Source organism: Promicromonospora sp. NPDC060204 (genome assembly GCF_042728455.1).
In the GTDB taxonomy this organism is placed as follows: Bacteria; Actinomycetota; Actinomycetes; order Actinomycetales; family Cellulomonadaceae; genus Promicromonospora.
On the sequence record NZ_JBHWZO010000048.1, the window covers coordinates 17,449 to 29,465 of the forward strand.

The following is a 12,017-nucleotide window of genomic DNA, read 5'->3' on the forward strand; positions in this document are numbered from 1 at the left end:
CTCCCAGCCCATGACCAAGGGGGAGCGCACCCGCGCGCGCATCCTCGTCGCCGCCGAGCGGGTGTTCGCCGAGCTCGGCTTCCACGACGCCTCGATCGTGAAGATCACGGAGGCGGCCGGGGTGGGGCAGGGCACGTTCTACCTGTACTTCACCTCGAAGATCGAGATCTTCGACGAGGTGGTCGAGGACCTGAACCGGCGCGTGCGGCACGCCATGATCGCGGCGTCCTCGCAGGCGTCCGGCCGGATCGAGGCGGAGCGGGCGGGGTTCCGCGCCTTCTTCGAGTTCACGGCCGAGCACCCCGCGCTGTACCGGATCGTGCGGCAGGCCGAGTTCGTCTCGCCGGGCGCGCTGCGCCTGCACTACACCCGGATCGTCGAGGGCTACCGCGACGGCCTCGCCAAGGCGCAGGCCGCCGGCGAGGTCGGCGACATCGACCCCGAGGTGGCCGCGTGGGCGCTCATGGGTATCGGCGAGATCGTCGGGATGCGGTGGGTCCTGTGGGGACCCGACGTCGAGCCCGGCGGCCCGACGTCGGCCGTCCCGCCCGAGGTGTTCGACCAGGCGATGCGGTTCATCGAGCGGGCGCTGGCGCCGGGCGGCACCAGCGGCGGCACCGGCAGCACCGAGGGGGAGGAGCGTCCATGAGCGTCGTCGACCAGGTGGAGGCCACGGGCTCGCACACCTACGCCACCCACGACGTGGCGGTGGCGGGGGGCGCCCTGCGGGTGGGCGTCTGGGAGCCGACGGCGCCCGCGGCGGCCGGCCCCGACGGCGCACCCCTCCCCGCCGTCGTGCTGGTGCACGGCATCACGGCCTCGCACCGCGCCTGGCCGGCGGTGGTCGAGGCGCTCCCGGGACGCCGCGTGATCGCGCCCGACCTGCGCGGCCGCGGCCGCAGCAACGCGCTGCCCGGCCCGTACGGCATGGCCGCGCACGCCGACGACGTCGCCGCCGTGATCGGGGCGCTCGCCGACGGACCCGCCGTCGTCGTCGGACACTCCATGGGCGGGTTCGTGTCGCTCGTGCTGACGCACCGGCACCCGGACCTGGTGGCCCGGCTCGTGCTCGTCGACGGCGGGCTGCCCATCCCGCTGCCGCCGGGCGTGCCCGACGGCGCGACCCCGGAGGAGCTGGTGCGGGCGCTGCTCGGACCCGCGATCGAGCGGCTGACCCAGACCTTCCCGAGTGCCGAGGCGTACCGCGAGTTCTGGCGGGCGCACCCCGCCTTCGGCCAGTGGAACCCCGTGGTGGAGCAGTACGTGGACTACGACCTGGCGGCGTACCCGCCGGCGGATGGTGTGGCGGGGGCGGCGGCCGGGCCCGTGCTCCGGCCCGCGACGTCGTCCGACGCCGTCGCCGCGGACTCGGCGGACTCTGCCCGGGGCGACGCCCTGCCCGCCGCGCTCGCGTGGGCCGCGGACACGAGCCTGCCGATCACGTTCCTGCGCGCCCCGCGCGGCCTGCTCGACCAGCCGGGCGGCATGTACCCGGCGGACACCGTCGCGGAGTGGGAGCGTCGTCTGCCGCGTCTGGCGGCGAGCGAGGTGGCGGGCGTGAACCACTACACGATCATCATGGCGGAGCCGGGCATCTCGGCGGTGGCGGCGGCGGTGACCACAGTCGAGGGCTGACCGACGCCCCGGCGAACCGCCGCGGATCGAGCTGCCGCAGGGGGAGCGCCGCGGGGTGAACACCGCTCTTGCGGAGGTGGCCGGGCGGGCTGAATTCCGTTCGTCCCGGGCACGGGCTCTCTGGCTCTGCCGGACTGTCCGGCAAGGCCATATTCAGTGGGTCCGGGGTGAACGAAATTAAGCCCACCCGACCACCTCTCCCGGTGTGTGACTCACCCCGTCGAGCTCCGCGCCGCCCGCCTCTGGTCCGGTGACGGCCCGGGGACGGCCCGGCGACGTCAGGTCTCCGGGCGCAGGCCCAGCATGCGGTCGCGCTGGCGGGACATCTCGTCGGCCAGCACCTGCACCACGGCCGCCACGGCGGGCCGGCGCCAGGACTCGGTGCGGATCACGGCCCAGTAGGGCAAGCGCTCGGTGACCTCGTCGGGCAGGAGCCGCACCAGGTCGTCGTGCCGGTCGGCCATGAAGCAGGGCAGGAACCCGAGCCCCGCGCCCGCGCGCGTGGCCTCGACGTGCACGAACACGTTGGTCGAGGCCAGCGCGTCCGGCATGCCGGGGACCAGGCGGCGCGGGGCGTCCAGGTCGTTCACCTGGAGCATGGAGTCGACGAAGTAGACCAGGCCGTGCCGCGACATCTCCTCGACCGTCGTGGGCGTGCCGTGCCGCGCCAGATAGTCGCGCGAGCCGTACATGCCCAGCACGTACTCGCCCAGGCGCACGGCCTTGGCCCGCTGCACCTTCGGGTCCCCGACCACGACGTCGACGTCGACCCCCGAGCGGTGGTGCGTCGCCACGCGCGTGACCGTGACGAGCTCGACCGACAGCTCGGGGTGCGCGCCCCGCAGCCGGGCGATCGCGGGGGAGGCGACGTACGCGCTGAACCCGTCCGTGGCGGTCATCCGCACGACGCCGGTGACCGGGTCGGCCTCGGTGTCGCCCCCGACGAGCCGGTCGACGGCGTCGGACACGGCCTCGCCCGCCCGGGCCGCGCGCCGGCCGAGCGTCGTGAGCTCCCAGCCGTCCGCGCCGCGCACCAGGAGGCGCCCGCCGAGGGCGCGCTCCAGCGCCGTGATGTTGCGGGCGACGGTGGTGTGGTTGACGCCGAGCGCCTGCGCCGCCGTCGTGTACCGGCCGGTGCGCGCCACGGCGAGCAGCACCAGGAGCTGGTCGGCGACCTGGCCGGCCGGCGGGTCGTTTCGGGCTGACATGCCGTGACGTTACCAAGTGTGCATCCGTGCACATACCGTCTGCCGACTTCGTCATTGCTGCGCACAGTGCTTCCCCGGAACACTCGGCGAGTCACAGGTGGCAGGCCGCGCGGATCGCGCGGGCCGGCCGCACCCCGTGTCAGAGTCGACACCTAGGAGCAGCAGCATGTCCGCACAGCAGGGCACCCACGCACCGGACGACCGGTCGCTGATCAGGCGCATCGTCGCCGCCTCGATGGCCGGCACCGTCGTCGAGTGGTACGACTTCTTCCTCTATGCGACCGCCGCGGCGCTCGTGTTCAGCAAGGTGCTGATGCCCGAGACGGGCAACGCCTACGACGCGATCATCGCGGCCTTCGTGACCTACGCCGTCGGCTTCCTCGCCCGCCCGCTGGGCGGCATCATCTTCGGCCACCTGGGCGACAAGCTCGGGCGCAAGTACACGCTGCAGTTCACGATCGTGCTCATCGGCGTGGCGACCGTGCTCATGGGCTGCCTGCCCACGTTCCAGCAGGTCGGCTTCCTCGCACCGGCGCTCCTGGTGATCCTGCGCTTCGTCCAGGGTGTGGCGCTCGGCGGCGAGTGGGGCGGCGCCGTGCTGCTCGTGGCCGAGCACAGCAAGGACGCCGAGCGGGCCCGCTGGACCGCGTGGCCGCAGGCCGGCGTCCCCGCGGGGAATCTGCTCGCGACCGTCGTGCTCTACACGATGTCGGCAACCCTGACCGACGAGGCCTTCCTCGCCTGGGGCTGGCGCGTGGCGTTCTGGCTGTCGGCCGTGGTCATCATCGTGGGCTACTACGTGCGCACCCGGGTCTCCGACGCCCCCATCTACGAGGAGGCGAAGGCCGAGATCCAGGAGGGCGACAAGGCCTACGGCGTGCTCGAGGTGATCAAGCGGTACCCGCGTGGCGTGCTCACCGGCATGGGCCTGCGGTTCGCGGAGAACATCCTGTACTACCTCGTGGTCAGCTTCTCGATCGTCTACCTCGGCACCGCGCTCGGCATGGACACCACGCGCATCCTCGGCGTCGTCGCGGCCGCGCACGCCTTCCACTTCGTGGTGATCCTCGCCGTGGGCCGGCTTGCCGACAGCATCGGCCGCAAGCCGCTGTACATCACGGGCGCCGTGCTCGGCGCCACCTGGTGCTGGTTCGCCTTCCCGGCGATGGACACGAAGAACGTCTGGGTCATCATGGCCGTGCTGATGGCCGGGCTGCTGTTCCACGCCCTGATGTACGCGGTGCAGCCCGCGATCATGGCGGAGATGTTCCCGACCCGGATGCGGTACTCGGGCGTCTCGATCAGCTACCAGGTCACCTCCATCGTGGCCGGCTCGCTGGCCCCGATCCTCGCCACGACCTGGCTCAAGAACACCGGCTCGTGGTGGCCCACCGCCGTCTACATGGGCATCGCGGCCCTCATCACCCTGGTCGCGGCGATCGCGCTGCGCGAGACCAAGGGCGCGTCCCTGCACGCGCTGGACGCCGAGGACCAGGCCCGCGAGCGCGAGCTCGCGGGGCGGAACGACTGAGCCGGAGCGCACGAGCGGGTACGGGGGAACGACCGGGTGCAGGACGACGGGTGCAGGACGACGGAGGGGCAGGATCGACGATGAACGCGAGGCACGAGGAGCACCGGCTCGACGGGCGCAGGGCGCTGGTGACGGGCGGCGCGAGCGGTATCGGCGCCGCGTGCGTGCGGGAGCTCGCCGCCCGCGGCGCGCACGTCACGGTGGCCGATCTCGACGGCGACGGCGCCAAGGCCGTCGCCGAGGAGGTGGGCGGCGAGGCCTGGGTGGTCGACCTGTCCGACACCCGGGCGCTCGACGACCTCCGGCTGGACACCGACGTGCTGGTGAACAACGCCGGCATCCAGCGGGTCAGCCCGATCCAGGACTTCGTGCCGGACGACTTCCGGCTGGTCCAGCGGATCATGCTGGAGGCGCCGTTCCTGCTGGTCCGCGCCGTCCTGCCCGGCATGTACGCGCGGGGCTGGGGACGGGTGGTCAACATCTCGTCGGTACACGGGCTGGTGGCCTCGCCGTTCAAGTCGGCGTACGTGGCGGCCAAGCACGGGCTGGAGGGCCTGTCCAAGGTGACGGCCCTGGAGGGCGGCGAGCACGGCGTGACCAGCGTGTGCGTCAACCCCGGCTACGTGCGCACGCCGCTCGTGGAGAAGCAGATCGCCGAGCAGGCGCGGGTGCACGGCATCCCGGAGTCCGAGGTGATGGCGAAGGTCATGCTCGCGGAGTCCGCGGTGAAGCGGCTGGTGGAACCGCACGAGGTGGCCGCCCTGGTGGGCTGGCTGACGGGGCCGGAGGCCGCGATGGTCTCCGGTGCCTCGTGGACCATCGACGGCGGCTGGAGCGCGCGATGAGTCGCCGCCCGGGCCGCGATGGGTGTGACACTGGCACATGGCATGACCTGCCAGGACTGACGTGATGGAGGAGTCGATGATGACTGGAGCACGTACCGGGTTCGACAAGGTGGTCGCGAGCGCGGCCGAGGCGGTGGCCGACATCCCCGACGGCGCCTCGCTCGCCGTGGGCGGGTTCGGGCTGTGCGGCAACCCGATCGCCCTGATCGAGGCGCTGCTGGCGCAGGGCACCAGCGGCCTGTCCGTGGTGAGCAACAACTGCGGCGTCGACGACTGGGGCCTCGGCGTGCTGCTGAACGCCCAGCGGATCGCGAAGATGACCAGCTCGTACGTGGGGGAGAACAAGGAGTTCGAGCGGCAGTTCCTCTCGGGCGAGCTCGAGCTGGAGCTCACCCCGCAGGGCACGCTCGCCGAGAAGCTCCGCGCCGGCGGCGCGGGCATCGCCGCGTTCTTCACGCGGACGGGCGTCGGCACGCAGGTGGCCGACGGCGGCCTGCCGCGCAAGTACGACGGCTCGGGCGGCGTGGCGATCGCGTCCCCGCCCAAGGAGGTCCGCACGTTCGGGGCGGACGACGCCGAGTACGTGCTGGAGGAGTCGATCAGCACCGACTTCGCGCTGGTGCACGCCCTGCGCGGCGACCGGCACGGCAACCTCGTGTTCAACAAGTCGGCGCGCAACTTCTCGCCACTCGCCGCGATGGCGGGGCGCATCTGCATCGCCCAGGTCGAGGAGCTCGTCGAGCCGGGGGAGATCGACCCGGACACCGTGCACCTGCCGGGCGTCTACGTGCACCGGGTGGTGCACGTCGGCACCGACATCGAGAAGCGCATCGAGCGCCGGACCGTGACGGAGCCCGCCGCGGCGTCGTCGGGCAAGGAGGGCTGAACCGTGGCACTGACGCGACAGGAGATGGCCGCGCGCGCCGCGCGCGAGCTGCAGGACGGCATGTACGTGAACCTGGGCATCGGGCTGCCGACGCTCGTGCCCAACTACGTGCCGGACGACCGGCACCTGGTGCTCCAGTCCGAGAACGGCATCCTCGGCGTGGGGCCGTACCCCACGGAGGACGCCGTGGACCCGGACCTCATCAACGCGGGCAAGGAGACGGTGACGCTGCTGCCCGGCTCGTCGATCTTCGACTCGGCGACGTCGTTCGGCATGATCCGCGGCGGCAAGATCGACGCCGCGATCCTGGGCGGCATGCAGGTCTCGGCCACGGGTGACCTGGCCAACTGGATGATCCCCGGCAAGATGGTCAAGGGCATGGGCGGCGCCATGGACCTGGTGCACGGCGCGGGCCGCGTGATCGTGCTCATGGAGCACGTGGCGCGCGACGGGTCGCCCAAGATCCTGCGCGAGTGCTCCCTGCCGCTGACCGGCAAGGGCGTGGTCAACCGGATCATCACCGACCTGGCGGTGCTCGACGTGACGCCGTCCGGGCTGGTGCTGCGCGAGCTCGCGCCGGGGGTCACGGCCGAGGAGGTCGTGGAGAAGACGGAGCCGGAGCTCGCGGTGGAGCTGGTGGGTTCGGCGGGCTGAGCCTGCGCAACCGTCGAGCCCGCGCGACCGCCGGGCTCACGCGCGAATCCGAGGGATACGCTGGGAAGAACGGCCAAAGGAGGTCTCATGAGTGACGCATTTGCTGCTCCGACGGGTGCCACGAGCACCGGTCCGGGCGCCACCGGTTCGGGCGCGACACACAGCGCCGACGACGTGGTGATCGTCTCGGCGGCGCGGACGCCGCAGGGTCGGCTGAAGGGTTCGCTGTCGGCGCTGAGCGCCGTCGAGCTGGGCGCCGTGGCGGCGCGCAAGGCGCTGGAGGGCGCGGGCGCGCTCGCGGCCGACGTCGACAAGGTGGTCTTCGGCCAGGTGATCCAGGCGGGCGCGGGGCAGAACCCGGCCCGGCAGACGGCGGTGGCCGCCGGCGTGCCCTGGGACGTGCAGTCCGTGACGGTGAACAAGGTGTGCCTGTCGGGGCTGACGTCGATCATCGACGGCGCCCGGCTGCTGCGCACGGGCGAGGCGTCCGTGGTGCTGGTGGGCGGGCAGGAGTCCATGACCAACGCCCCGCACCTGTTGGCCGGCGCGCGGTCCGGGTTCGGCTACGGGTCGGCGGAGCTGGTCGACTCCGTGGCGCACGACGCCCTGACGGACGCGTTCGACGACGTCTCGATGGGCATCTCGACGGAGGACCACAACGCGGGCGACGTGTTCGTGTCGCGCGAGGAGCAGGACGCGATCGCGGCCGCCTCGCACCAGCGGGCCGCCGCGGCGGCCAAGGACGGGTACTTCGAGGCCGAGCTGGCGCCGGTCTCGGTGCCGCAGCGTCGTGGAGAGCCGGTCGAGGTCCGCACCGACGAGGGCGTGCGCCCCGACACGACACCCGAGTCGCTCGCGCGGCTCCGCCCCGCGTTCAAGAGCGACGGGACGCTGACGGCGGGCAACTCGTCGCAGATCTCCGACGGTGCCGCCGCGCTCGTGCTCACCACGCGCGGCCGGGCCGAGGCGGCCGGCGTGCCCGTGCTCGCGACGGTCCGCTCGCACGGCCAGGTGGCCGGGCCGGACAACTCCCTGCACTCCCAGCCCGCCCGGGCGATCGGCCAGGCCCTGGAGCGCGAGGGCTGGACGGCCGACGACCTCGACCTCGTGGAGATCAACGAGGCGTTCGCCGTGGTGGTCGGGGTCTCGGCGAAGACCCTGGGCGTGCCTCTGGACATCGTCAATGTGCACGGCGGCGGCATCGCGCTGGGGCACCCCGTCGGGGCGTCCGGCGCACGCATCGCGGTGCACGCCGCGCACGAGCTGGCCCGCCGCGGCGGAGGCCGCGCCGCCGTCGGCCTGTGCGGTGGCGGCGGCCAGGGCGAGGCACTCCTGCTGGAGGTGTGACCGCTAGCCCAACTGGCTGACTCGGCGTTCCCACTCTGCCGAGTCAGCCGGGTGGTCGGACCAACTCGCTGACTCGGCGTTCGTGCGTGGCCGAGTCAGTCGGGTGGTCGGACGGCGGGTCAGTGGGTCTCGCGGTCCTTTGCGTCGCCGATGTAGTCGTGGACGTCGTCCGGACGGCCGTCGAGGTTCATGTCCGTGGTCCTGGCCTGCCGGGCGTCCCGGCGCAGTGCGACCGCGCCGAGGATCGCGGCCAGCACCGACGACCCGAGGATCGCGATCTTCGCGCCGTCGGTGTGCTCGGAGTCGCCGAAGGACAGCTCGCTGATCAGCAGGGACACGGTGAACCCGATGCCGGCGAGCAGGCCGACGGGCAGCAGGTCGCGCACGCCGATCCCGTCGGGCAGCCGCAGCGGCGTGATCCGCGTGACCAGCGCGGTGGTGCCGAGCACGCCGATGAGCTTGCCGAGGATCAGTCCGGCGGCGATCGCGGCGACGACCGGCTGGCCGACGACGGCGCCCGGCCCCGCGCCGTCGACCAGCGAGACGCCCGCGGCGAAGAAGGCGAAGACGGGCAGTGCGAAGCCCGAGGAGAACGGCCTGATGCCGTGCTCGTAGCGGGTGGTGCGCGACGTCGCCTCGCCGTGCAGCGCGACCGCCGGCACGGTGAATCCCAGCAGTACGCCGGCGATCGTCGCGTGCACGCCGGACGCGTGCATCAGGGCCCACGCCACGACGGCGAGCGGCAGCAGCACGAACCACCGGGGCGTGCGGGAGCGCACGTGCCAGCCGAACAGCCCGGCGCAGACGAGCGTCCCGAGCAGCGGCAGCCAGTGGATCTCGCTGGTGTAGAAGATCGCGATGACGACGATCGCCAGCAGGTCGTCGACCACGGCCAGGGTGAGCAGGAACGTCCGGATCGCCGCCGGCAGGCCGCGGCCGAAGATCGCCAGGACACCCACGGCGAACGCGATGTCGGTCGCGCTGGGGATGGCCCAGCCCCGCAGCGCCCCCGGCTCGTCGAGCAGCAGCAGGGTGCCGACGTAGATCAGCGCGGGCACGGCCATGCCGCCCACGGCGGCGATCATCGGGACGCCGGCCTCCCGGGGGTTGCGCAGGCTCCCGGCGACGAACTCCTGCTTGAGCTCCACGCCCACCACGAAGAAGAAGATCGCGAGCAGCCCGTCGGCGGCCCAGGTGGCCAGCGAGAGGTCGAGGTGCACCGGGACCGGACCGATCGCGGCCGGGCCCACGACGGCGTCGGACAGCGCCTGGTACGAAGCTCGCCAGGGGGAGTTGGCCCAGAGCAGGGCGAGGAACGCGGCCCCGATCAGGAGCGCCCCGCCGGTCGTCTCGCGGGACAGCCAGGTGCGCAGGCGCTGGGCTCGGGTGGGTGCTGGGGCGGTACCGGTCAACGGTCGTCCTCTCGGGTGCGGGGTCGGCTGACACGGACCGGTCGACCCGGTCCACGCCGACCAGACTTCCCGGCACTCCCTGGCCCCCACCCTACCGGGCGCGGGCCCGGGACTACCGGGAGGCCAGCCCGGCGCAGGCGGCGCGCAGCTTGGTGATCGTGTTCCAGTTCCGGGCCGTGGTCGGCGCCCCGACCGCCCGGTCGACGATCTTCGGCGTGAGCTTGGACCGGCCGATCCCGTCCACGTAGTGCACGTACAGCACGCCAGCGGCCGTCGCGAGCATCTCCCGGCCGGGGCTGGCCAGGTCGAGCCTGGCGATGCCCGCCTCGTCGAGGTCGCCGAACGGGACGTGCACCTGCAGGTGGGACGGGTCGTCCCGGGCGGCGGCCGGGAACGGGTTCGCCGCGGCGATGTCCTCGAGCTGCTCCGCGCTCAGCCCGACGGCGGACACGTCCTGTCCCAGGCGCTCGGCGAGCCGGTCCTCGACCAGCCGGGCGACGTCGGCGGCGCTGCCGGCCCTGGAGGTTCCGGTCGTCACCACGAGATTGCCGCTGTTCAGCAGCGTCCGGGCGTCGGCGAGACCCGCGTCCTCGGCGGCTCCGCGCAGGTCCGCCGACGACACACGCAGGCCGGGTCCGATGTTCACGGCTCGGAGCAGGACGGCGAAGGAAGCCATGTGACCATCCTGCCGCCTGGGCGCCCCTCCCTGCGAGTTTTGCTATTCCTTGGAGTAAAAATCAAGCTATTGCCACCATGTGAACAGTTCGTGACAACTTGCGACCCGCCGGGGCGTGGGTCTGGTCACGGGATGGCAGGGCGCGTAGTTTCCACCTCAGGGACGGCACCCAGTCGCCCCTTCGGGAGGCCAACCTATGGAGTGCTCGCTCCGTGGAGAAGGGCCGGCCCCGGCTCTGCGCCACGACGCGGCGCACCGAGTCGGTCGCTCGGCCCATCCACCAGCCCCGGTTCGACCGGGTCGGTTCCGCCGACAGGCGGTATCTGCCAGGTAGCGACGAGGCTGTCACGGCGTTTCGGCGCCGGAGGGAGAACCGCAGTGAGCCATTCCGCACACACCACCCGTCCGTCCGACCAGAGTGCCGACGCCGCTGCCGGCGCGGCAGGTGACGAACGCAGGACCTTCGTCATCGACACGTCAGTGCTGTTGAGCGACCCGAAGGCGATGATGCGGTTCGCGGAGCACGACGTCGTACTCCCGATCGTCGTGGTCACGGAGCTGGAGGCCAAGCGCCACCACGCCGAGCTCGGGTACTTCGCCCGGAGCGCCCTGCGGATGCTGGACGAGCTGCGGGTGCAGCACGGCCGGCTCGACTCACCGGTCCCCGTGGGGGACACGGGCGGCACGCTCCGGGTGGAGCTCAACCACATCGACCCCTCGGTCCTGCCCGCCGGCTTCCGCCTGGGTGACAACGACACGCGCATCCTGGCCGTGGCCGCCAACCTGGCGGCCGAGGGCAGCAGCGTCACCGTCGTCTCCAAGGACCTGCCGATGCGGGTCAAGGCCTCCGCCGTGGGCCTGCAGGCCGAGGAGTACCGGGCCGAGCTCGCGGTGGACTCCGGCTGGACCGGCATGCGTGAGATCGACCTCTCGGACGAGCAGATGGGCGCTCTCTGGGAGAACGACTCCGTCGAGATCGCGGCCCTGGACCCCGCGACGGTCGAGGCGGCCTCGCCGCTCCTGGTGCACACGGGCATGGTCGTGCACTCGCCGGGTGGCTCCGCACTCGGCCGGGTGACGCCGGACAAGAAGGTGCGGCTGGTCCGCGGCGACCAGGAGGTGTTCGGCGTGCACGGTCGCTCGGCCGAGCAGCGCGTCGCCATCGACCTGCTCCTCGACCAGGAGATCGGCATCGTCTCGCTCGGCGGCCGAGCCGGTACGGGCAAGTCGGCGCTCGCCCTGTGCGCCGGCCTGGAGTCCGTGCTGGAGCGGCAGCAGCACCGCAAGGTGCTCGTCTTCCGGCCGCTGTACGCGGTGGGCGGGCAGGAGCTGGGCTACCTGCCCGGGTCCGAGTCCGAGAAGATGAACCCCTGGTCGCAGGCCGTCTACGACACGCTCGGGGCGCTGGTCTCGCCCGACGTCGTCGAGGAGGTCATCGCCCGCGACATGCTCGAGGTGCTGCCGCTCACGCACATCCGCGGGCGCTCGCTGCACGACTCGTTCGTGATCGTGGACGAGGCGCAGTCCCTGGAGCGGAACGTGCTGCTCACGGTGCTGTCGCGCATCGGCCAGAGCTCGCGCGTGGTGCTCACCCACGACGTCGCGCAGCGCGACAACCTGCGGGTGGGGCGGCACGACGGCGTCGCGGCCGTGATCGAGGCGCTCAAGGGGCACCCGCTGTTCGCGCACGTGACCCTGACCCGGTCGGAGCGCTCGCCGGTGGCGGCGCTGGTGACCGACATGCTGGAGCGCCTGGAGGTCTGACGACCTGCCGGACGCACGCCGTCGGAGATGCCGGACGCCCAGGTCGCCGCAAACGACCC

At 72.6% G+C, this 12,017-nt stretch carries 11 protein-coding genes; 8 read left to right on the plus strand and 3 right to left on the minus strand.

Annotated features, from left to right (window positions below):
* The first annotated feature begins 10 nt into the window (after window positions 1–10).
* Window positions 11–649 carry a TetR/AcrR family transcriptional regulator gene (locus ACFWEJ_RS08765; protein WP_377228826.1) on the plus strand — a complete coding sequence of 213 codons (639 nt, stop codon included), beginning with the start codon at window positions 11–13 and terminating at the stop codon, window positions 647–649.
* Entirely contained in the window at window positions 646–1,635 is a 990-nt protein-coding gene (locus ACFWEJ_RS08770; RefSeq protein ID WP_377228817.1) for an alpha/beta fold hydrolase, read from the plus strand. The genes ACFWEJ_RS08765 and ACFWEJ_RS08770 overlap by 4 nt, the downstream gene beginning before the upstream one ends.
* Window positions 1,636–1,913: 278 nt before the next feature.
* Here the strand turns inward: ACFWEJ_RS08770 and ACFWEJ_RS08775 are convergent, their stop codons facing one another.
* The gene (locus tag ACFWEJ_RS08775; RefSeq protein WP_377228818.1) at window positions 1,914–2,843 is read right to left on the minus strand and encodes a LysR family transcriptional regulator; all 930 of its coding nucleotides are present in this window, start codon (window positions 2,841–2,843) and stop codon (window positions 1,914–1,916) included.
* Between the two features lie 166 nt (window positions 2,844–3,009).
* Here ACFWEJ_RS08775 and ACFWEJ_RS08780 point away from each other — a divergent pair, with 166 nt between their 5' ends.
* From ACFWEJ_RS08780 to ACFWEJ_RS08800, 5 genes are all read left to right on the plus strand, one after another.
* Window positions 3,010–4,374: an MFS transporter gene (locus ACFWEJ_RS08780; RefSeq protein WP_377228819.1), complete on the plus strand. Its 1,365-nt coding sequence runs from the start codon at window positions 3,010–3,012 to the stop codon at window positions 4,372–4,374.
* A gap of 80 nt (window positions 4,375–4,454) precedes the next feature.
* Complete coding sequence (locus ACFWEJ_RS08785) at window positions 4,455–5,219, plus strand: 3-hydroxybutyrate dehydrogenase (RefSeq protein ID WP_377228820.1); 765 nt, start codon at window positions 4,455–4,457, stop codon at window positions 5,217–5,219.
* A 79-nt stretch (window positions 5,220–5,298) separates the two neighbouring features.
* Window positions 5,299–6,105 carry a CoA transferase subunit A gene (locus ACFWEJ_RS08790; protein ID WP_377228821.1) on the plus strand — a complete coding sequence of 269 codons (807 nt, stop codon included), beginning with the start codon at window positions 5,299–5,301 and terminating at the stop codon, window positions 6,103–6,105.
* 3 nt (window positions 6,106–6,108) lie between these two features.
* Window positions 6,109–6,759: a CoA transferase subunit B gene (locus ACFWEJ_RS08795; protein WP_377228822.1), complete on the plus strand. Its 651-nt coding sequence runs from the start codon at window positions 6,109–6,111 to the stop codon at window positions 6,757–6,759.
* A gap of 87 nt (window positions 6,760–6,846) precedes the next feature.
* Window positions 6,847–8,106: an acetyl-CoA C-acyltransferase gene (locus ACFWEJ_RS08800; RefSeq protein ID WP_377228823.1), complete on the plus strand. Its 1,260-nt coding sequence runs from the start codon at window positions 6,847–6,849 to the stop codon at window positions 8,104–8,106.
* 119 nt (window positions 8,107–8,225) lie between these two features.
* On the opposite strand, the gene nhaA is transcribed toward ACFWEJ_RS08800, so the two are convergent.
* Window positions 8,226–9,518, minus strand: a complete 1,293-nt coding sequence (gene nhaA / locus ACFWEJ_RS08805; RefSeq protein WP_377228824.1) for a Na+/H+ antiporter NhaA — start codon at window positions 9,516–9,518, stop codon at window positions 8,226–8,228.
* A 112-nt stretch (window positions 9,519–9,630) separates the two neighbouring features.
* On the minus strand, window positions 9,631–10,194 hold the full coding sequence (locus ACFWEJ_RS08810) for a DUF1697 domain-containing protein (protein ID WP_377228825.1): 564 nt from the start codon (window positions 10,192–10,194) through the stop codon (window positions 9,631–9,633).
* A gap of 504 nt (window positions 10,195–10,698) precedes the next feature.
* Between ACFWEJ_RS08810 and ACFWEJ_RS08815 the strand changes: the two genes are divergently transcribed.
* Window positions 10,699–11,958 (plus strand): PhoH family protein, encoded by a 1,260-nt coding sequence (locus tag ACFWEJ_RS08815; RefSeq protein ID WP_377228827.1) that lies wholly within the window; start codon window positions 10,699–10,701, stop codon window positions 11,956–11,958.
* Window positions 11,959–12,017 lie beyond the last annotated feature (59 nt).